The following is a 19,590-nucleotide window of genomic DNA, read 5'->3' as shown; positions in this document are numbered from 1 at the left end:
CGCGCTAGCGGGCGGCGTGCTGCATTTGCCTGACCAGGGCGCCGAACAGATTGACATAGTCGTCGGTCCAGGGCCGCACCTCGGTCGCCGCCAGGGCCCGCCAGCGCGGATCTGCGCGATAGGGCGCCAGGGCCGCCTCGCTCTTGCCGATGATCAGCGCCTCGGTCGAGGATTCCGACATCGCCGCCGCTTCGCGGCGCTCGATATAGACCTGGTGCAGAGCCGGCGCATTCAGGGCCGCAGCCGCAGCCTGGGCCGGCAGGGTGATCTCCAGGTTCCGGTTCGACAGGTGCAGCACCACCACCCCCTCCGGCTTCAACAGGCGCAGATAGCCGGCGATCGCCTCGACCGTCAGCAGATGGGTGGGCACGGCGTCCGAACTGAAGGCGTCGATGATCAGCAGGTCGTAGGTTCCCGCCGGCTCTCGCGCCATCGTCAGCCGCGCATCGCCCAACACCGTTCGCACTGGACCTTGCGCGCAACCATTGATGAAACTGAACCAGCGGGGGTCGCGCGACATCCGGTCCACCATCGGATCGATCTCGAAGAAGCTCATCCGGTCCTGGGCGCGCTTATAGGCGGCCATGGCCCCTGACCCCTGCCCCACGACGCCGATCTGCGCCCCGCCCGGCCGGCTGTCGCGGGTCGTGAGCGCGGCCTGGCCCAGCGGAGTGGTGGTCGCATAATAGAGGGTCGGCAGGCACCGATAACGCGGCGACTGCGCCTGGGCGCCATGCAGGGTCGTCCCGTGCATCAGGACATGGACAGGACCGTCCAGGCCTTCGATCGGCGTGCTGGCCACACGCATCACTCCGAAGAAGCTGCGCTCCGTCAGGGCCCAGTCATAGCCGCGCGCGACAGTGTATCCCGACCAGACCATCGCCCCGACGACGACAGTGAACATCACCGGCCGGTGTCGCAGCAGGAAGGCGAACAGCGCCGCTATGCCCAACACGGCCTGAGCGATCCTCACCAACTCGCGATCCGGCACGGCGGCGCGGATGTCGGGGGCGTAGCGGACCAGAGCCAGCCCCAAGGGACCAGACAGGGCGATGAGCACGCCGACGACGCAGCATATGACCTCCCACGACCGCACCTCGCCGCCGCGCCACGGCCGCAGAAGCCCCACGGCGACCAGGACCAGCGGGTATTCCCACACCATGTTGAAGACAGCCGGCGCGACCAGGGCGTTGAACGCGCCGCCCAGCACGCCGCCCAGCGACAGCAGCAGATAGAATTCCGTCAGCCGTCCCGGCGCCGGCCGGCGCTCGGCCATAAGCTGGTGGCACATCAGGGCGGTGAAGAAGAAGGCCGTCAGATTGATCCCGAAGACGAACAGCCATTCGGTCGTGCGAAAGGCCGCCAGCGCGGCGCAGGCGGCCAGCACCGCAGCCTGGATCATCAGGGTCAGATAAAGCGGAATGACGGGTCGCGCCTGGAAGGCGATGACGAAGGTCAGCAGGTACAGGGCCAGTGGGACGACCCACAGGAAGGGCGCCGAGGCGACGTCGGTCGACAGATGCGCCGTAACCCCCAGCATCAGGCTGGACGGCGCCGCCGCCAGCAGAATCAACAGACCCTTGTCGCGCCAGGCGATCGGCGGCCCGACGGCCACGGGCGCGGGCTCCGGTGCGGTCCGGTCACGGCGGCGCCAGGCCAGGATGCCCAGGCCGGCGATCATCAGGACGAACAGGCCATACCCGCCGCTCCAGCCCCAGCGTTGGCTCGACAGACTGGCGAGGGGTTCAATCAGGACCGGATAGGACAGCAGGGCCAGGAAACTGCCCAGGTTGGACGCCGCATAGAGGACATAGGGGTTCCGCCCGTCGGCATGGCCTGCGCGCACCCGGGCGTACCAGGCCTGAAGCAGGGGCGCCGTCGCCGACAGCACCGCGAAAGGCGCGCCGATCGACAGGGCGAGCGTGGCCAGCAGCCACGTCGTCGGCGCTGCGGGGTCGGGTTCGCCCAACATCCCGCTGACCCGCAACGGCAGGAACAGGGCCGCGACCAGCAACAGGCCGAGATGCGCCGCCACCTGGATCCGCATGGATCCGACCCGCTGCAGGAGATGGGCGTAGCCGTAGCCGGCCAGCAGGGCCGTCTGGAAGAAGACCATGGCGGCGTTCCACACCGACGGCGATCCCCCCAGGGTCGGCAGGATCAGCTTGGTCGCCATCGGCTGCACCACGAAGACCAGACAGGCCGAGGTGAAGACGGCGACGGCGAACAGGATCGGGGCCACGCGCCCGCGTCCCGCTTCGACGGCGATCTGGGGTTCGGCGACGTCGCTCATGCCTCTGGTTAGAGCGGGACTCGCGGCCTATGGAAAGATCATGTTTCCGCAAGACATCCAGCATCTGGCGCAGCAGATCGTCGCAACCGCCGCCGCGCGCGGCCTGATGCTGGCCACGGCCGAAAGCTGCACCGGCGGGCTGGTCGCCGCCGCCCTGACTGCTGTCCCCGGTTCGTCCGCCGCTCTGGACCGGGGCTTCGTCACCTACAGCAATCAGGCCAAGCAACAGATGCTGGGCGTGACCGAGGCCACGCTGAACGCCCATGGCGCCGTGTCTGAACCGACCGCCCGCGCCATGGCCCAGGGCGCCGTCGACCATTCGCTCGCCCTCGTCAGCGTCGCCGTCACCGGCATAGCGGGTCCGGGCGGCGGTTCGGCCGACAAACCGGTCGGCCTGGTCCATTTCGCAGCCCAGGGGCCCGGCGGCCTTATCCATCGTCGCGAGGCGTTCGGCGATCTCGGACGGGACGCCATCCGGATGGCGGCCGTGCGTGTCGCCCTGGCGCTTCTCGCGGACCGTCTGGCCACGTGACCGGACCGCAGATCATCGACGCACGGGGTCACCTCTGCCCGACGCCCAGCCTGAAGCTGATGAAGGCCATGGACGGCGCCGCGGCGGGAACACGTTTCGTCCTGCTGGCCACCGACCCGATGGCGCGGATCGACGTGCCGTTTCTGATGCGCCAGAAGCAGGGCCGGATGATTGCGGTGGAAGAGATCGACGGCCTGCTCCGCCTGACCGTCGAGACCGGCTAAAGCCGGCTTGGTCTAGGATCGGGTTCTGCGGCTGACCCGGCGCGCCGACAGATCGACCACGTCCGCCGAAGCCGTACTCAGCCTGGCTTCTTCGCGGGCGTCGACCTCGGCCGCCAGCTCCATTTCAGTCGCAAAAGCACCGCCGTAGAAGATGGCGTTGACGTTCCATGACAGCCAGATCAGCAGAACCACAACCGCGCCGACCGACCCGTAGGTCGCGCCCAGCGGCGCGATCTGTTCGACATAGATGGCGCAGAGCCAGGACGAAACCACCGACATCAGCGTCGCCACCAGTCCGCCGGTCACGGCCGGCAGCCAGGCGACCGGCGAAGTGTGGCTCATGGCGTAGCGATACAGCAGCGTCAAACCGATCACGAGCCCGAGCGCCGGCAGGAAGGCGTCCAGCGGCATGATCCCGCTCCCCCCCGCATCCGCCGCCGACGACGCCGTATGCGCCAGGATACGGGCGGTCACCACCGCGCCGGACACCACAGTGAACAGGGCGAAGGCGACCACCGCGACGAAGAAGGCCAGCAGATTAAACTTGAAGAAGCCATGCGGCTCGGTCTCATCATGAATGAGATTAAGACCAGCCAACAAGGCCTTGAATCCACGATGGGCGGCATAGGCGCCCACAATCAGTGCAAAGGCGCTCTGGGTCGATACCGTCCGCGCCGAGGCCTTGGTCAACCGGGTGATCTCATCCTGAAAGATGGTCTGCGCCGCCCGCGGCAGGAGGTCTGACAGAGCCGCAGCCTGGGCGCTGACCTCCCCGATCGAAAGTCCCAGCTTGTAGAAGCCGATCAGGATGGCGATGGCGGGAAACACCGCCAACAGCGCAAAGAAGGACACCCCGCCCGTGTAGAGCATCACGTCCCGCCCCCAGCTGCGGGCGAAGGCGCGCACCGCCAACCTGCCCCAGAATCCGGGCGCCCTCAGAACTGATCGGGTCAGGTCGTCGCTCAAGCCGGTCCCCACAACCGTTGCACAAGCGCGGGAACCTAGCGGATTCCGCGCCGGGGGAAAGTCCTATCCCTGTGAACCGGTCTTTCCACGGGCCTTTGGCGACGAGACATTGCTTCGTTAAGGGGCGGCTCGCTATGGTCCAGCCGCCTCCGGGAGGCATTGGCGCTGCGGCGCCACGGGGAGACGATCACTTGGCTTTCGACGCGCGCGTACTGATCCTGGCGGCCCAGGACGATAGGCTCGGCCCGCTCGTGGCCGGACTGGACGCCCTGGGATGGACCACGGTCACGGCGCGAGACATCGCCTCGGCCGAGGCGACACTCCAGGATTTCCCGCTGGAAGCCGCCGTCGTCGATTTCGACTCGCTGACTCCCGACGCACCGCTCCGCCTGCGCGCCGCTGCGGAACCCCGTCGCCTGCCGATCATGGTCGTCGGCGCCAGGCCCGATTCGGTCGATGGCGCGGACATTTCCATGTCCGCGCCTCCGCATCCCGCCCAGGCGGCCCTTCGTCTCGAACAGCTGGTTCGCGCCGCCATCGCCGAGGAGGAATTCCATCTGCGTTCGGCCACATTCGCCGCGCGCGGCGTCCAGCTGGACTTCCACTCAGCGGGATCGAGCCCCTTGCGAGTTCTGGCCGCCGGTGTGGCGGATCGCCGATTTCTCGCCCTGTCGAACGCCCTCGTCGCCGCCGGGGCCGAGGTGGTCGCCGCCCCGACGCCCTACACCGCCTTCGACTATCTGCACGAAAGCCCGTTCGACGCCGCAATCCTGTGGGGGGCCGAAGACCATGCGCCCGCCCTGTCGATCGCCTCCGGCATGAAGCGAAACACCCGGCTCTATCACATCCCCCTCATGCTCTATCTGCGGGGCGAGGGCGAGATCAGCCTGGACGAACTGTTCAATCGCGGCTTCGCCGATGTCGCCTCTATCGATACGCCGGAAGACGAGACGGCCGAGCGAATCCTCGCCATGGCCGGCGCTCATCGCCGTCATCTGGTCATCCGCAAGGCGCTCGACTCGGCGCGCACGCTTGAGCTGATGGATTCCTCCACCGGCCTGTTCACGCCGGAACTGTTCGCCGCCCACCTGGGCCGCGTGGCCGAGGCGTCCCGCGCCCGCAGGCGCGCCCTCTCGGTCTGCGTGCTGCGGGTCAGAGAGAGCGAGCCCGTCGTCTGGGCGCGCCAGGGGGGATGGCTGGATCGCGCCATGCCGCAGATCGGCGCCATGGTCTCGCGCCTGGTCCGGGTGGAAGATACGCCCGCTCGCCTGGCCAAGGAGGTGTTCGCCCTGGCCCTGCCCGCGACCCACGCCGAGGCCGCGCGCCTGACGGCCGAACGGATCGCGGCGGTTATCGGCTGCACGGCCTTTGACGCCGGCGCCGACCGCTCGCCCTTCGTAGCCGAATTCGACGTCGGCGCCGCCGAGATGCGGCCCAACGAATCGGCCGGCGCCCTGCTGGAACGCGCCTCCGCCGACTTGCTCGAGAAGACGCGCTAGGGTCTAGGCCCCCGCCACCCGCGCCAGATCGGCCGTGATCCGCTCCGCCACCTTCAGCCGCTCCTCCGCCGTCGGCCAGTCGCCGGTCACCACGATCTTCTGATCCGGCCGGATCTTCCAGAAGGCCTGGTTCTTCTGGATCAGCCCGACCAGTCCAAGGGGATTGGGGAAGCTGTTGTCGCGCAGGGTCAGCACGGCCCCGCGCGGCCCGATGTCGATCTTCTCGATACAGGCCCGGCGACAGTTCGACTTGATGCCGACGATCTTCAGCAGTTGCTGCGCCTCGTCCGGCAAGGGCCCGAACCGGTCGATCAGTTCGGCGGCCAGGGCTTCGCGATCCTCGGCCTGTTCGGCGTCGGACAGGCGGCGGTACAGGCTGAGACGGACGTTCAGGTCTGGCACATATTCCTCTGGAATCAGGACGGAAGCCCCGACATTGATCGACGGCGACCAGCCGCGATCCACGTTGGCCCCTTCGCCCTTCTCGCGCAGCTCGGCGACCGCGTCCTCCAGCATCTGCTGATACAGTTCGACGCCCACCTCGCGGATATGGCCCGACTGTTCGTCGCCCAGCAGATTGCCGCCGCCGCGCTGGTCCAGGTCGTGGCTGGCCAGTTGGAAGCCGGCGCCCAGATTGTCCAGCGACTGCAGCACCTGCAATCGCCGCTCGGCCGACAGGGTCATCGGCTTGACCGCATCCGTGGTCAGATAGGCGAAGGCCCGCGCCTTGGACCGCCCGACCCGGCCCCGGATCTGGTACAGCTGCGCCAGGCCGAACATGTCGGCGCGGTGCACGACCAGGGTGTTGGCCGTCGGAATATCCAGCCCGCTCTCGACGATCGTGGTCGAGACCAGGACGTCGTATTCCCCCTCGTAGAAGGCGCTCATCACCTCCTCCAGCTGGGTCGCCGACATCTGGCCGTGACCGACGACGAACTTCACCTCGGGCACCTGTTCGCGCAGGAATTTCTCGATGGCCGGCAGGTCCTTCAGGCGCGGCGCGACATAATAGGCCTGACCCCCGCGATATTTCTCCCGCAGCAGGGCCTCGCGCACCAGCACCGGATCCCACGGCGTCACATAGGTCCGCACCGCCAGACGGTCGACCGGCGGGGTGGCGATGATCGACATCTCGCGAATGCCCGACAGGGCCATCTGCAGCGTCCGCGGGATCGGCGTGGCGGTCAGGGTCAGCAGGTGGACGTCGGCGCGCAGCGACTTCAGCTTCTCCTTGTGCTTGACGCCAAAATGCTGCTCCTCGTCGACGATAACCAGGCCCAGGTCGCGGAAACCGACCTGTTCGGACAGCACCGCATGGGTGCCGACCACGATCTCGACCGAGCCGTCCTTCAGCCCCGCCCGCGTCTCTGACGCTTCCTTGGACCCGACCATCCGCGACAGCTGCCGCACCTTCACCGGCCAGCCGGCGAACCGTTCGGTGAAGGTCTTGTAGTGTTGCCGCGCCAGCAGGGTGGTCGGGGCCACAATGGCCACCTGCTGCCCCGTCATGGCCACGACAAAGGCAGCCCGCAGCGCCACCTCGGTCTTGCCGAAGCCGACGTCGCCGCAGATCAGCCGATCCATCGGCGTGCCCTTGCCCAGATCCTCCAGCACGTCGCCGATGGCGTTCAGTTGGTCGTCCGTCTCCTCATAGGGGAAGCGGGCGCAGAATTCGGCGAACAGGCCCGGCGGCGGCACGACCGCGTCCGTCCCGCGCAGCGCCCGCTTGGCGGCGAGCGCGATCAGCCCCTCGGCCATGGCGCGCAGGCGTTCCTTGGCCTTGGACTTGCGCGCCTGCCAGCCGGCCCCGCCCAGCTTGTCCAGCTGCACCCCGTCGGCGTCCGTGCCGTACCGGGTGAGAAGATCAATATTTTCAACCGGCAGATAGAGTTTGCTCTCACCGGCGTACAACAGCTCCAGGCAGTCGTGCGGCGCCTGCTGGATCTCCAGCGTCTTCAACCCCTCATAACGCCCGATGCCGTGATCCAGGTGGACCACCAGATCCCCGGTCGTCAGGGCCGAGGCCTCGGCCAGGAAGTTCGACGCCCGCCGCTTCTTGCGCGGCCGCGCCAGCCGGTCGCCCAGGATGTCGGTCTCGGAAATGACCGCGACATCGTCCGTCGCAAACCCATGCTCGACCGGCAGGACGCCGCGCAGATACAGGTCCTTCGGCGCCGCCAGCACATCGGCCCAGTCGCGCACGGCGACGATATGATCCAGGCCGTGATCCGCCAGCATGGTCGCCAGACGCTCCGACGAGCCCTCGGTCCAGGAGGCGAACAGCACCCGCTTGCCGTCGGCCTTCAGCGCCGCGGCATGGGCCGCCACCGCCTCGAACAGGTTCACGCTATCCTGCGCCCGCTCGGCCGCAAAGGTCCGGCCCAACCGACCGCCGGCGTCCTCGCCGCCGCCCGAGAAAGGCGTGAACCGTCGCACGGCCCGCCCCGCCAGCGCCTGGTTCCAGTCGCCGGCGTCCAGATACAGCGACCGGGGCGGCAGGGCGCGATTGGCCGCCGCGTGCCCTTTGGTTTTCGACGCTTCCGTCCGCCCCTCATAGGCGTCCGCGATCAGATCCCACCGCTCGGCCCGCGCGCTCTCGGCCTGATTGTCGAGGAAGATCTGCGCCTGATCCGGCAGATAGTCGAACAGCGAATCCAGGCTCTCGTAGAACAGCGGCAGCCACTGCTCCATGCCCTGACGCCGCGCGCCCTCGCTGATGGTCGCATACAGGGGATCGTCGCCCGGCGCCCCGAACAGCTTCAGATAACCGGTACGGAAGCGCGAAATCGCATCGGCGTCCAGCAAGGCCTCCGACACGGGCGCCAGCGACACCGCCGTCATCTGCCCCGTCGAGCGCTGGGTCTCGGGATCGAAGGTGCGGATCGATTCCAGCTCGGACCCAAACATGTCCAGCCGCACCGGTTCCTCGAAGCCCGGCGGGTACACATCGACGACCCCGCCCCGCACGGCGAACTCGCCCCGCTCCGACACGGTCGAGGCCCGGACATAGCCGTTGGCCGCGAAATACCGCTCCAGCGCCTGGATATCGAGATCGCGGCCGACCTTCGTCTCGAACCCCGCCTGGGTCGTCACCGACCTGGGCGGCGTCCTCTGCATGGCCGCGCCGACGGTCGTGACCACCAGAACCGGCGCGTCCCCCGTCTTGCGCTGGGCCAGGCGCGTCAGGGTCGCCATCCGCTGGGCGGCGATCCCCGCCGTCGGGCTCAGCCGGTCATAGGGCAGGCAGTCCCAGGCCGGATATTCAAGAATTTCGATATCTTGCGAGAAGAAGCGGAACGCCTGAACAAACCCACCCGACCGCTGATAATCGCGCGCCACGAAGACGCCGACCCCGCCGCTGGCCTTGATCCGCTCGGCGACGACCAGGGCGTCCAGCCCCTCCGGCGCCCCGCCCAGATCGGCGTCGGTTCGGGGCGGTGCAGTGACCTGTTGATCCATCAGCCGATGCCCTTGCCGACCTCGGCCGCCACATGCTCGCGCATGAAGGCCCGCACCTTGGCCATCACCGGCGTCTCGAACTCGGGCGGCGTCGGGTCACGTTCGATGATCCAGCCGTAGAGCCACTGGTCCTCCTCATCGATCAGCAGCTCGAGCTGGTCCAGTTCGGCGTCCGTCAGGGTCGGCGCTACCTGGTCCGAGAAGGGGCCCAGCACCATGTCGGCCTCGCGGAAACCGCGCCGCCAGGACCGGAACTGGATCCGACCCAGCCGCTGCTTGCGGGCCAACGCCGCCTGGTCGCCACTGTCGTCTTGGGGGATTTCGGTCACAAGCAATCCTGGCCCGGCAAGGTTGAAGGACGTTCAAGCCGCGATCCACCGCGTGGCGAACCTCAGCGTCCTAAAATGGAAGAAGCGCAGATAGCGCTCCTTCGCCCACTTCGCCACCCGTCATGGTCACGCTATGTTCCCGGCGATGCGTCCGCAGATTCTCTTTCCCCTGTTCGCCGAGGTCTCCAGCCTGAAGGGCGTGGGCCCCCGCGTCCTGCCCCTGGTGCAGAAGGTGGCGGGGCCGCTGGTGCGCGACCTGGCCTTCCTCAGCCCCTCCGGCGTCATCGTCCGACGGCCCATGGAGGCGGCGACCGCCGTGGACGGCGAGGTCGGGATCTTCGAGATCGTCATCGACCGCCTGTTCGTCCCCAGCCGCCCCGGCGCCCCGCTGAAGGTCCGCGCCAGCGACCCGACCGGCTTCGTCCACCTGGTCTGGTTCGGCGGCTCGCCCCAGCATATCGACCGGCTGCTGCCGCGCGGCGAGACCCGGCTGGTCTCGGGCAAGGTCGAACGCTTCAACGGCGAGGTCCAGATCGTCCACCCGGACATCGTCACCCTGGACAAGGCCGCCGACATCCCCGCCTCCGAACCCGTCTATCCGGCGACGCAAGGCCTGACCTCGCGCCAGCTGCGCAAACTGGTCCAGGCCGCCCTGCCCGCCGCCCCCGACCTGCCGGAATGGCAGGACCCCGCCTGGCTGAAGAAGCAGAACTGGCTGGGCTGGCGCGCTGCGCTGGACGCCCTGCACGCCCCGGCGGGCGAGCTGGACCTGACGCCCGACGCCCCCGCCCGCCAGCGCCTGGCCTATGACGAATTCCTGGCCCACCAGCTGGCCCTGGCCCGCCGCCGCCGCGCCCGCGAGATCAAGCCCTCGCCCGTCATCGCCCCCGGCGCCGCCTCCGACTGCCTGCTCCAGGCCCTGCCCTTCACCCTGACCAACGCCCAGGCCCAGGCCGTCGCCGAAATCCGCCGCGACCTGGCCTCCGGCAAACAGATGGGCCGGCTGCTTCAGGGCGACGTCGGTTCGGGCAAGACCGCCGTCGCCGCCCTGGCCCTGGCCGACGCGGCCTCCAGCGGCTTCCAGTCCGCCCTGATGGCCCCGACCGAGATCCTGGCCCGCCAGCACTACGAGAAACTCGGCCCCCTGCTGGAGGCGGCAGGCGTCGCCTCCGTCCTGCTCACCGGCCGCGACACCAACGGCCAGCGGCGCGAGAAACTGGCCGCCCTGGCCTCCGGTCACGCCCAGGTCGCCATCGGCACCCACGCCCTGTTCCAGGACGCCGTCCGCTTCGACCGCCTGGCCCTGGCCGTCATCGACGAACAGCACCGGTTCGGCGTCAGCGAGCGCCAGAGGCTTCAGGCCAAGGGCGATCCGCGCATCGGCGCCGTCCACCTGCTGACCATGTCGGCCACCCCCATCCCCCGCACCCTGGAACTGACCCAGTACGGCGAGCTGGAAGTCAGCCGCCTGATGGAAAAGCCGCCCGGCCGCACCCCCGTCACCACCGCCGTCGTCCCCCTGGCCCGCATCGGCGAGGTCGCCGCCCGGCTGAAGACGGCGCTGGACGCCGGCGCCCAGGCCTATTGGATCTGCCCCCTGGTCGCCGAATCCGAATCCGAAGCCATCGACCTCGCCGCCGCCGTCGATCGCGCCGACGACCTGCGCCGCCTGCTGGGGGTCGAGGTCGGCCTGGCCCACGGCCAGATGCCCGGCGCCGAGCGCGAGGCCGTCATGGCCGACTTCGCCGACGGCCGCATTCCCCTGCTGGTCGCCACCACCGTGGTCGAGGTCGGGGTGGATGTGCCCAACGCCTCCATCATGGTCATCGAACACGCCGACCGCTTCGGCCTGGCCCAGCTGCACCAACTGCGCGGCCGCGTCGGCCGGGGCTCAAAGGCCAGTTCCTGCATCCTGCTGTACGGCGGCCAGGACGGCGCCCTCGGAGAAACGGCCAAGGAACGGCTCGAAACCCTGCGCCGCACCGAGGACGGCTTCGTCATCGCCGAAGAAGACTTCCGCCTGCGCGGCGGTGGCGACCCCCTGGGCCTGAAACAGAGCGGCTTCCCCGCCTACCGCTTCGCCGACCCGATCCGCCACCGGTCCCTGATGCTCGCCGCCGCCGACGACGCCCGCCTGATCCTGGGCCGCGACCCCGACCTGACCTCAGAGCGCGGCCAGGCCGTGCAGGTGCTGGAGGAGCTGTTCGACTGGAAGGGGCATAGGTCGGGAGCGGATTGAAGGGGACGGCCGCGCCCGCGCCCAACACCCAACACCCAACACCCAACAACCCGTCATCCTAGGCCTTGTGCCTAGGATCCATAGACTCAGACGCCAGGAACGATCGCATATCCGCCGACCGCGCCCGACGCTACACACCGAGCGTATGGATCCTAGGCACAAGGCCTAGGATGACGGTGATCAGACGGGTCCCGCCACGTCTGCTGATGTTCCACATGGCGGACTTGGGGTGGAGGCGCAGGGCCCTATCGTTTCAGGCCCTGATCGCCTCCATCAGCGGCGTGTCTCCCAGCACCGCCCTTTGGATCTTGCCTCATGCTTTTGGCGTCGCGACCGGCTAGAACGCCCCGGATGTTGCGCCTGTCAGAACTCAAACTGCCCCTCGACCACCCGCCGGAGGCCTTGCCCGCCGCGATCGCCGCCCGCCTGGGCGTGCCGCCGCACGATCTTATCTCTTGGTCGATATGGAAGCGGGCGCACGACGCCCGCAGGAAATCCGCGATTCTGAAAGTCTACATCCTCGACTTAGAGGTGAGGGATGAAGCGGCGGTGCTGGCCCGCCTTGCGGACGACGTGCATGTGGCGCCGACGCCAGACGTCGCCTATCGCCCGGTCGCTCTCGCGCCCAGGACCGAGCGCCTTCGCCCGGTCGTGATCGGGGCCGGGCCGTGCGGCCTGTTCGCCGGGCTGATCCTGGCCGAGATGGGGTTCAAGCCGATCATCCTCGACCGCGGAAAGGTGGTGCGGCAGCGGACGAAGGACACCTGGGGCCTGTGGCGGAGCAGCAAGTTGGACCCGGAATCCAACGTGCAGTTCGGCGAGGGCGGCGCGGGCACCTTCTCCGACGGCAAGCTCTACAGCCAGATCAAGGATCCGCGTTTCCTGGCCCGCAAGGTGTTGACCGAATTCGTCGCGGCCGGGGCGCCGGAGGAAATCCTCACCGAGGCCCACCCGCACATCGGCACCTTCCGCCTGGTGACCATGGTCGAGGCCATGCGCGAGAAGATCGAACAGCTGGGCGGCGAGTACCGCTTCGAGCACCGGGTCACGGACATCGATCTCGACAAGGGCGCCCTCCGGGGCGTGCGCCTGCACACCGGCGAGACGCTGGAGGCCGATCACGTGGTCTTCGCCATCGGCCACTCGTCGCGCGACACCTTCCAGACCCTCTACGAGCGCGGCGTCCATATCGAGGCCAAGCCGTTCTCGATCGGCTTCCGAATCGAGCATCCGCAGTCGTGGATCGACAAGGCCATGTTCGGCCCCTGCGCCGGCCACCCCGATCTGGGCGCGGCGGCCTATACGCTTTCGCACCACTGCTCGAACGGCCGGACCGTCTACAGCTTCTGCATGTGCCCGGGCGGCACGGTGGTCGCGGCCACCAGCGAGCCCGGCCGCGTCGTGACCAACGGCATGAGCCAGTATTCGCGCAATGAGCGCAACGCCAACTCCGGCTTCGTGGTCGGCATCTCGCCCGAGGATTACGGGAGCGACCATCCGCTGGCGGGCATCGAACTGCAACGCGAGCTGGAGACCCGCGCCTATGCGGCTGGCGGTGGGGACTATTTCGCGCCGGGCCAGCTGGTCGGCGACTTCCTGGCGGGCCGCCCTTCGACCACGCTGGGGGAGGTTGTTCCCAGCTATAAGCCGGGTGTGCGCCCGACCGACCTGGCGCCGCTGATGCCCGACTATGTGATCGCCGCCATGCGCGAGGCCCTGCCCGTCTTCGGTCGCAAGATCGCCCGCTACGACGACGCCCAGGCGGTTCTGACGGGCGTCGAAACCCGGAGTTCATCCCCGATCCGAATGACCCGCGGCGCCGACTTCCAGAGCCTGAACGTGCGCGGCCTCTTCCCTGCCGGCGAAGGCGCCGGCTATGCCGGCGGCATCCTGTCGGCCGCCGTCGACGGCATCAAGGTCGCCGAAGCCGTCGCCCGGTCGATGGTGGCGGAGGGGACGGCGTAGATCAGCCGAACCCAGACAACGCCCACCGTCAGTTTTTGGATGCCCTCGGTCGGCTGCTACTGAGCTTTGCCGCCGTGTTCGTGCGACAATTCGGACCTCGTCGGAGGAAGCGGAGCAGACGTCTACCGTCAGTCGGGTTTCGCCGAATGCCGCATCAGGCGGAAGGCATACTGCCCTGCTCGCTGGTCCAACAGTTACGCAATGCGCCAGAATCGGTCATTCACGCGGCTCCGCTCTACTAGCGACGGGTCGGTTGTTGTACGTGCAAGTTAAACGATTATATTGATTTCCTGGGCTTACTTGGAGCGCTCTAATGGCTACGGAAGTCCGATACGACCTCTCAAATTCGAAGGTTTGCGACGAGCATTTCGAGTGGGGCCCCTTAATGGCATGCCCCTTCCCGGGTTGCCGCAATGGGGTGGCTGACGACGAAATCAGATGCAGCGCCCCTCATGTCCCCGAAGAGATCTTCCGTCGGTGTGAACTGAAACTAGCGGACGGGTCGTCCACCTACGTTTGGCACGAGGACGAGAGTGGGATGTTGCTCATGTTGAGCCGTCTCCTATCGCGCGAAAGCCTACGCCTGGGGATTACTCGCGTTTCGGATGCCAGTAACCAGACGCTCTATCATTACACCTCGGCAGCCGGGTTCCTTGGGATTATAGGCTCCGGAGAAGTCTGGCTTTCGGACTACGCGTTTCTCAATGACGCTACGGAATTGCGTCACGGGCTGGAACTCGCACGCGGCGTGTTCATCGAGGCGGCTGAGCAGAGACCGCTCGCCAGATCGATGTTAGAGCGATGGTCGCAATATAACCTCGAAGGACATCGGGTCTGTATCGGGTCATTCTCACACTTGGGCGATAGCCTCAGTCAGTGGCGAGGGTACGGGCAGATTGCGATTGGCTTCGATGCGACGGCGTATCCCGGCTTTGGGACATTTAGGACCGCTCGGTGGGGACAGGTCATCTACGACACACCCACACAACGCCGTCAGCTTCAACTTTTGGCGCACCTAGCTGCATCAGCTTGGGAGTACGACCTTCAGTACGACGCCGACCGGGTAGCAGACCTTTACGGAGATGGAATGGGGCATCTGCTGAATGTGGTCGGCTTTTTCAAGAACTCTGGGTTCGAGGACGAACGAGAAATCAGACTTGTGCATTCTGAGCCGCCTGATCGGTTTGGCCGGCTGGGCTATGTGCCGCCGCTTTCGCGGTTCCGTGCATCTGGCGAGCTAATCGTGCCTTATCTTAGCACCCGCGACATAGCCGAGAACCCGACCAAGTTAATGCCCATAACCGAAATTCTTGTTGGACCTAGCTCCGCTGCCGACACAATACGAGCGGGAATCGAACAAGTACTTCAACAGGCCGGCTACGATGATATTCCGGTTAAGTTGTCCCAGACGCCTTACAGGCGGCAATTAGATACCACGTCATTATTGAGTAATGCTCGATATCTCTATCAGTCGGCATCTAGAATCCACCGAATACAAATATCCGGCACGTCCGCTTTCCAGCGCGGCCCTGCTGAATGCAAATGTGAGGAGAGCTGTTCGTATAGATGGACCAAGGAAGGCAAACGAACGTCATCTCTCCTAATTTGGCGAACTGAAACTAATCAATTCAAGACCCTAACTCGCCCGGACGGCCATCACCCAACCACACCCCCAGACTGTGTTAGCCTCGTCGTCCGGTCTTTGACATCGGGCGCGCGCCGCAGTCTGCCTGCGACGTCCGCTCCCCATCAACGCCACAGCAGGCGCTCCCTGGCGCGTTTGGCGCCTTTGGCACGGTTGTCACCCTGTTTTCGCGCCAAACCGACCGGCCTCAGCCGATCCTAACGCCGCAGCGGTCGTCCCATGGCCCATTTGGCGGTTTGGCGGTTTGTCACGACAAGCCTGCCAAAACTCAGCCGATTATGCAGCGCCAGCCGTCGAACCCGACCTCGACATTGGCCGGAACAATCGCCGACAGTTCCTTGTAATCCATGTCGATATGCAGGTTCGTCAGCACCGCCCGCTCGACGTCCGCCGCCGCAATCCACTCCAGCGTCCGGTCCAGATGGGCATGGGTCGGATGGGGGGTGTAGCGCAGGGCGTCGACGATCCAGACCTGACACCCGGCCACCGCACGGATCGCCGCCTCGTCCAGGTCCGACACGTCGCTGGAATAGGCCATGTCGCCCAGCCGATAGCCGACCGACCGGATCGGGCCGTGCTCCTGATCAAAGGTCACGACCGGGATGGCGCCCCCCGGCCCCTCCACCGACCAGGCCGTGCCGTGCGGCGGGATGACCTGGGCGTCCAGCAGCGGCGGATAGCCGAACTTGCTCTCGAAGATATAGTCGAACCGGTGCGACAGGGACGTCAGGGTCGCCTCATCCATCCAGGCCGGGATCCGCTTGCGCGCCCGCGTGGCGAAGGTCCTCAGGTCGTCGATCCCGTGGGTCTGGTCCGCATGGTCGTGGGTATAGAGGACGGCGTCCACATGCCGGGTCCCGCTGGCCAGCATCTGTTCGCGCAGGTCCGGCGAGGTGTCGATCAGGATGTTGGTCATCCCCTCCGGCCCGGTCTTCCGCGCCAGCATCGAGCAGCGCGTGCGCCGGTTCCTCGGCTCGGCCGGGTCGCAGGCGCCCCAGTCGCCGTCGCCCCGCGGCACCCCGCCCGAGGATCCGCTGCCCAGGATGACGACTTCGAAGCTCATGCCGATCTCGGTATCCGGTCAAAGAGGCCGAAGAAGGCCGCGGTGGTTCTCTGGTCCGCCTCCTCGGCGCTCCAGCCCCGGATCTCGGCCAGCTTGTCCAGCACATGGCTGATATAGGCCGGCTCGTTACGCCGCCCCCGATGCGGGATGGGCGCCAGATAGGGGCAGTCGGTCTCGACGATTATACGGTCGGCCGGCATGTCCCGGATCACCGCCCGCACATCCTCGGCCGCCTTGAAGGTGGCGATCCCTGAAACCGAGAACCAGGCCCCCAGTTCCGCAGCGATTCCCGCCAGTTCCGCCCCGCTGGTGTAGCAGTGCATCAGCATCTTGAACGGCCCGGCGGCGTGCTCCTCCTTCAGGATCGCCCCCATGACCTCATCCGCCTCGCGAGTATGGATCACCAGCGGCAGGCCCGTCTCCCGTGCCGCGGCCACATGCTGGCGGAACACCGCCGCCTGGATCTCGCGCGGGCTGAAGTCATAGTGGAAGTCCAGACCGCACTCGCCGATCCCCACCACCTTGGGCCGCTGCGCCAGATCGATCAGGGTCGCCGCCGTCAGATCCGCCGCATCCTTGGCCTCGTGCGGATGGACCCCGACCGTGCACCAGATGTCGTCGTTGGCCATGGCGATCCCATGGGTCGCCTCGAAGGTGGTCAGCTTGTCGGAGATCTCGACCATCAGGCCGACCCCGGCCTCGCGGGCCCGGGCGATCACCGCGTCCCGGTCCTCGTCGAACTGGGGGGCGTGCAGGTTCACATGGCTGTCGATCAGCATCAGCCCATCCGTTCCTGCTGGGCCTGGACCCGCCTTAAGTCCGCCAGCGCCCCGGCCAGCACATCGGCCTTGTCCAGGTTCAGCCCCGCCGCCCGCTCCGGCAGGGGCTGCAGCCGCTCCCACAGCTCGGCCCAGCGGTTGCCTGCGCCGGCCGGACTGCTCAAGGCCCGCATCCGCACCGCCGCGATCAGCCGGTCCATCAGGGTCTCGAACCGCTCCTGGCCTTCCGCGCCCCGGAACTTGTCGGCGATGGCCAGGGCCTCGGCCCGGTCCACATCGCCCTCGACCCAGCGCCGCGCCAACTGGTCCATCTCGAAGGTCGCTCCCGACGCCAGGGCCAGGGCCGCGCCCGGCGATCCGCCCGCCATGGCCGCCGCATGTTCGGCCTCCTCAGGCTCCGCCCCCGTCCGGTTCCGCACCAGGGTCTCCAACCGCTCCGGCGTCCAGATGGGGAAGCTCAGCCGCCGACAGCGCGAACGGATCGTGGCCAGCAGCCGCCCAGGGGCGTGGGTCACCAGGAACAGCACGCCCCGCTCGGGCGGCTCCTCCAGAACCTTCAGCAAGGCGTTGGCCGCATTGATGTTCAGGTCGTCCGCCGCATCGATGATCGCCACCCGGTGCTGGGCCTGGGACGGGCTCTTGGAAAAGAACTCGGGCAGGTCGCGCGACTGGTCGACCGAGATCGACTTCTTGGTCTTGCCGCCCTCGACCAGCCGTTCCAGCACCAGCAGGTCGGGATGCGACTGGGCCGAGATCAGCCGGCTGACCGGATCCTCGCGTCGCGCGCCCAGCGGCCCCCGCGCCGGATCCGCCGCCGCCCCCAGCAGCCGCCGCGCCGCGCGATAGGCGAAGGTCGCCTTGCCCGTCCCCTCGACCCCGCACAGCAGCCAGGCATGGTGCAGCCTCCCCCGCTCCCAGGCGTCCAGAAAGGCCGCTTCCGCCGCCGCATCAGGGACCAGGTCGAACCGGTCGCGGGGATGATCGTCGCTCACAGCAGCCGATCCTGAACCGCCCGCCAAACCCGCGCCTCGACCTCGTCCAGCGATCCCACGGCGTCGATCAGCACGCACCGCTCCGGATGGGCCTCGACGATCCTCAGAAAGCCCTCGCGCAGTCGCCTATGAAACTCCAGCCCCTTGGACTCGAACCGCGTCTCGAACAGGCCGCGCCCGAACGCCCGCTCCAGCCCCACCTCGACCGGCAGATCGAACACCAGGGTCAGGTCCGGCTGATCGTCCCCGACCACGCCCGCATCGATCTGTTCGATAAAGCTCTGGGCCACGCCCCCGCCGGCGCCCTGATAGGCCCGGCTTGAGTCGGCGAACCGGTCGCACACCACCCAGTCGCCGGCTTCCAGCGCCGGCCGGATGGTCCGCTCCAGATGGTCCGAACGCGAGGCGTACATCAGCAGGGTCTCGGTCATGGCCGACCAGGGCTCGGCCTCGGTGGCCACCACCAGGTTGCGGATCACCTCCGCCCCTTTCGAACCTCCCGGTTCACGCGTCCGCACCACAGTGCGATCGCCCAGGACGGGCTGCAGCCGCTCGACCAGCCGTCCGACCTGAGTCGACTTGCCGGCCCCCTCGCCGCCTTCGAAGCTGATGAATTTTCCACGGGTCACGGGCGCACAATGGCGACCGCGGCGCGGGAGGCAAGCCTTAGCCGCCGGATATCAACAGAGCGTCCGCATATCCGCGCGCCACGACCGCCTGACGGGCCGTCTCGGCCGCATTCGCGTCGATCCAGGGCCCGACCATCACGCGATAGGCGCCCCCGCTGGCGTCCACGGTCGCCCGCGCGCCCAGCCGCTCGGCGATTCGCCGCGCCGCCGCCTGATCGGAAAACGACCCGGCCTGGACCCAATACGAACCGCTTCCGCTCACGACCGCCCTCATTTCGACAGGCGCGGTCTGGGGCGCGGACTGATACGGCCTCGCCGTGGTGGATTGCGCCGGCGGCGGCGCTTCAGCCCGCAGCACCGTCCCTCCGCCCAACCTCGGCGCCCGTCCAAGGTAGCGAACCCGCACCCTGCCCACGCCCTGCCGCAGCATGTCCAGCTCCTGCGCCGCCCCCCGCGACAGATCGATGATCCGCCCATCGACGAACGGCCCGCGATCATTGACCCGCACGACGATCCGTCGCCCGTTCTCCAGATTGGTCACTTCCACCAGACCGGGCAGCGGCAAGGTCTTGTGCGCCGCCGTCAGCTGGCTCATGTCGAACCGTTCGCCAGTCGAGGTCGGTCGCCCGTTGAAGGCGTCGCCATACCAGGACGCCAGACCGACCTCCTCATAGTCAGTCTGTTCCTTGGGCGTGTACCACCGCCCGCGCACCTGATAGGGCCGCATCGTGCCCGAGACGATCGGCGCCGGATCCTTGACCACCGGCACGGCTCCGCCGCCCCGCCCGCCGCCAAACGTCGAACAGGCCGCCAGCAGCGAGAACAGGCCCAAAATCAGGCCGCTCCGCACCCATTGTCCAGTTCGCATCCGCACGCCTCTCCACACTCGTTCAAAAACAGGATGACCGAAGACATTTCCGCTTTGGTTAACACCCCTTTCCCCTGCTATGGCGTCCGCCCGACCGGCGAGACCGGC

General features: G+C 67.5%; 14 protein-coding genes. 5 read left to right on the top strand and 9 right to left on the bottom strand.

Features of this window, described 5'->3' with window-relative positions; translation table 11 throughout:
- Window positions 1-4: 4 nt before the first annotated feature.
- Window positions 5-2,293, bottom strand: a complete 2,289-nt coding sequence (locus tag ACVPT3_RS07105) for a spermidine synthase (RefSeq protein WP_492043446.1) — start codon at window positions 2,291-2,293, stop codon at window positions 5-7.
- 40 nt (window positions 2,294-2,333) lie between these two features.
- On the opposite strand from ACVPT3_RS07105, the gene ACVPT3_RS07100 reads away from it, so the two are divergent.
- Both ACVPT3_RS07100 and ACVPT3_RS07095 read left to right on the top strand, forming a co-directional pair.
- Window positions 2,334-2,825 (top strand): CinA family protein, encoded by a 492-nt coding sequence (locus ACVPT3_RS07100; RefSeq protein ID WP_492043445.1) that lies wholly within the window; start codon window positions 2,334-2,336, stop codon window positions 2,823-2,825.
- Window positions 2,822-3,049 (top strand): sulfurtransferase TusA family protein, encoded by a 228-nt coding sequence (locus ACVPT3_RS07095; RefSeq protein WP_492043444.1) that lies wholly within the window; start codon window positions 2,822-2,824, stop codon window positions 3,047-3,049. Before ACVPT3_RS07100 ends, ACVPT3_RS07095 begins: the two co-directional genes overlap by 4 nt.
- 12 nt (window positions 3,050-3,061) lie before the next feature.
- On the opposite strand, the gene ACVPT3_RS07090 is transcribed toward ACVPT3_RS07095, so the two are convergent.
- Window positions 3,062-4,015, bottom strand: a complete 954-nt coding sequence (locus tag ACVPT3_RS07090; protein WP_492043443.1) for a YihY/virulence factor BrkB family protein — start codon at window positions 4,013-4,015, stop codon at window positions 3,062-3,064.
- A 191-nt stretch (window positions 4,016-4,206) separates the two neighbouring features.
- Between ACVPT3_RS07090 and ACVPT3_RS07085 the strand changes: the two genes are divergently transcribed.
- Entirely contained in the window at window positions 4,207-5,514 is a 1,308-nt protein-coding gene (locus tag ACVPT3_RS07085; protein ID WP_492043442.1) for a diguanylate cyclase domain-containing protein, read from the top strand.
- A 3-nt stretch (window positions 5,515-5,517) separates the two neighbouring features.
- Here the strand turns inward: ACVPT3_RS07085 and mfd are convergent, their stop codons facing one another.
- Both mfd and ACVPT3_RS07075 read right to left on the bottom strand, forming a co-directional pair.
- A complete protein-coding gene (mfd, locus tag ACVPT3_RS07080; RefSeq protein WP_492043441.1) occupies window positions 5,518-8,973 on the bottom strand; it encodes a transcription-repair coupling factor in 3,456 nt (1,151 codons plus the stop codon).
- Window positions 8,973-9,302, bottom strand: coding sequence for an FAD assembly factor SdhE (locus ACVPT3_RS07075; protein WP_346496910.1), 330 nt, complete (start codon window positions 9,300-9,302; stop codon window positions 8,973-8,975). Before ACVPT3_RS07075 ends, mfd begins: the two co-directional genes overlap by 1 nt.
- 145 nt (window positions 9,303-9,447) lie before the next feature.
- On the opposite strand from ACVPT3_RS07075, the gene recG reads away from it, so the two are divergent.
- The gene (recG, locus tag ACVPT3_RS07070) at window positions 9,448-11,541 is read left to right on the top strand and encodes an ATP-dependent DNA helicase RecG (RefSeq protein ID WP_492043440.1); all 2,094 of its coding nucleotides are present in this window, start codon (window positions 9,448-9,450) and stop codon (window positions 11,539-11,541) included.
- A 351-nt stretch (window positions 11,542-11,892) separates the two neighbouring features.
- Window positions 11,893-13,506, top strand: a complete 1,614-nt coding sequence (locus ACVPT3_RS07065; RefSeq protein WP_492043439.1) for an NAD(P)/FAD-dependent oxidoreductase — start codon at window positions 11,893-11,895, stop codon at window positions 13,504-13,506.
- Between the two features lie 1,913 nt (window positions 13,507-15,419).
- Here the strand turns inward: ACVPT3_RS07065 and ACVPT3_RS07060 are convergent.
- From ACVPT3_RS07060 to ACVPT3_RS07040, 5 genes are read right to left on the bottom strand one after another with little or no spacing between them, the layout of a single operon-like run.
- Window positions 15,420-16,214: an MBL fold metallo-hydrolase gene (locus ACVPT3_RS07060; protein ID WP_492043438.1), complete on the bottom strand. Its 795-nt coding sequence runs from the start codon at window positions 16,212-16,214 to the stop codon at window positions 15,420-15,422.
- The gene (locus ACVPT3_RS07055) at window positions 16,211-16,993 is read right to left on the bottom strand and encodes a TatD family hydrolase (protein ID WP_492043437.1); all 783 of its coding nucleotides are present in this window, start codon (window positions 16,991-16,993) and stop codon (window positions 16,211-16,213) included. The genes ACVPT3_RS07060 and ACVPT3_RS07055 overlap by 4 nt, the downstream gene beginning before the upstream one ends.
- A complete protein-coding gene (locus ACVPT3_RS07050; RefSeq protein ID WP_492025715.1) occupies window positions 16,993-17,985 on the bottom strand; it encodes a DNA polymerase III subunit delta' in 993 nt (330 codons plus the stop codon). The genes ACVPT3_RS07055 and ACVPT3_RS07050 overlap by 1 nt, the downstream gene beginning before the upstream one ends.
- Window positions 17,982-18,614 carry a dTMP kinase gene (gene tmk, locus ACVPT3_RS07045; RefSeq protein WP_492043436.1) on the bottom strand — a complete coding sequence of 211 codons (633 nt, stop codon included), beginning with the start codon at window positions 18,612-18,614 and terminating at the stop codon, window positions 17,982-17,984. The genes ACVPT3_RS07050 and tmk overlap by 4 nt, the downstream gene beginning before the upstream one ends.
- Before the next feature lie 37 nt (window positions 18,615-18,651).
- On the bottom strand, window positions 18,652-19,482 hold the full coding sequence (locus ACVPT3_RS07040) for a septal ring lytic transglycosylase RlpA family protein (protein ID WP_492043435.1): 831 nt from the start codon (window positions 19,480-19,482) through the stop codon (window positions 18,652-18,654).
- Between the last annotated feature and the right edge of the window lie 108 nt (window positions 19,483-19,590).

This window comes from Brevundimonas sp. FV1ps31S, assembly GCF_058681265.1.
Note: the sequence above shows the minus strand (reverse complement) of the source record. Positions and strands in the feature narration are given on the sequence as shown.

Bases quoted from the DNA above. Each gene is read 5' to 3' on its own strand.
- ACVPT3_RS07105 (WP_492043446.1), bottom strand. From the start codon at position 2,293: ATGAGCGACGTCGCCGAACCCCAGATCGCCGTCGAAGCGGGACGCGGG.
- recG (WP_492043440.1), top strand. From the start codon at position 9,448: ATGCGTCCGCAGATTCTCTTTCCCCTGTTCGCCGAGGTCTCCAGCCTG.
- ACVPT3_RS07040 (WP_492043435.1), bottom strand. From the start codon at position 19,482: ATGCGAACTGGACAATGGGTGCGGAGCGGCCTGATTTTGGGCCTGTTC.
- ACVPT3_RS07060 (WP_492043438.1), bottom strand. From the start codon at position 16,214: ATGAGCTTCGAAGTCGTCATCCTGGGCAGCGGATCCTCGGGCGGGGTG.
- mfd (WP_492043441.1), bottom strand. From the start codon at position 8,973: ATGGATCAACAGGTCACTGCACCGCCCCGAACCGACGCCGATCTGGGC.
- ACVPT3_RS07065 (WP_492043439.1), top strand. From the start codon at position 11,893: ATGTTGCGCCTGTCAGAACTCAAACTGCCCCTCGACCACCCGCCGGAG.
- ACVPT3_RS07055 (WP_492043437.1), bottom strand. From the start codon at position 16,993: ATGCTGATCGACAGCCATGTGAACCTGCACGCCCCCCAGTTCGACGAG.
- ACVPT3_RS07100 (WP_492043445.1), top strand. From the start codon at position 2,334: ATGTTTCCGCAAGACATCCAGCATCTGGCGCAGCAGATCGTCGCAACC.